Annotated in this window: 1 pseudogene; it reads left to right on the plus strand. The window is 65.0% G+C overall.

What is annotated here, in order from left to right:
* Nucleotides 1-306: pseudogene (locus AC5ZG5_RS46565) on the plus strand (IS630 family transposase); the annotation flags it as partial.

Genomic DNA, 306 nt, shown 5'->3' on the forward strand with positions numbered 1-306 from the left:
CTCACCGGCAAGGAGGAAGCCCTTTTGGTGGCAACCGCCTGCTCAAGCCCTCCGGCAGGCCGCGCCCGTTGGACCCTGGAACTGTTGGCCGAAGCGATCGTCAAGCTGACACCACACGAGAGCCTGTCGCGCGAGACGGTGCGCCGACGCTTGGCCGAGAGCGATCTCAAGCCGTGGCGCAAGGACATGTGGTGCATCCCTCAGATCGATGCCGACTACGTCGCCCGCATGGAGGACGTGCTCGATCTCTATGCCGAGGCGCCTGATCCGAAGCGGCCGGTGGTCTGCTTCGACGAGAGCCCAATC

This window comes from Bradyrhizobium sp. Ses1 (assembly GCF_059512365.1).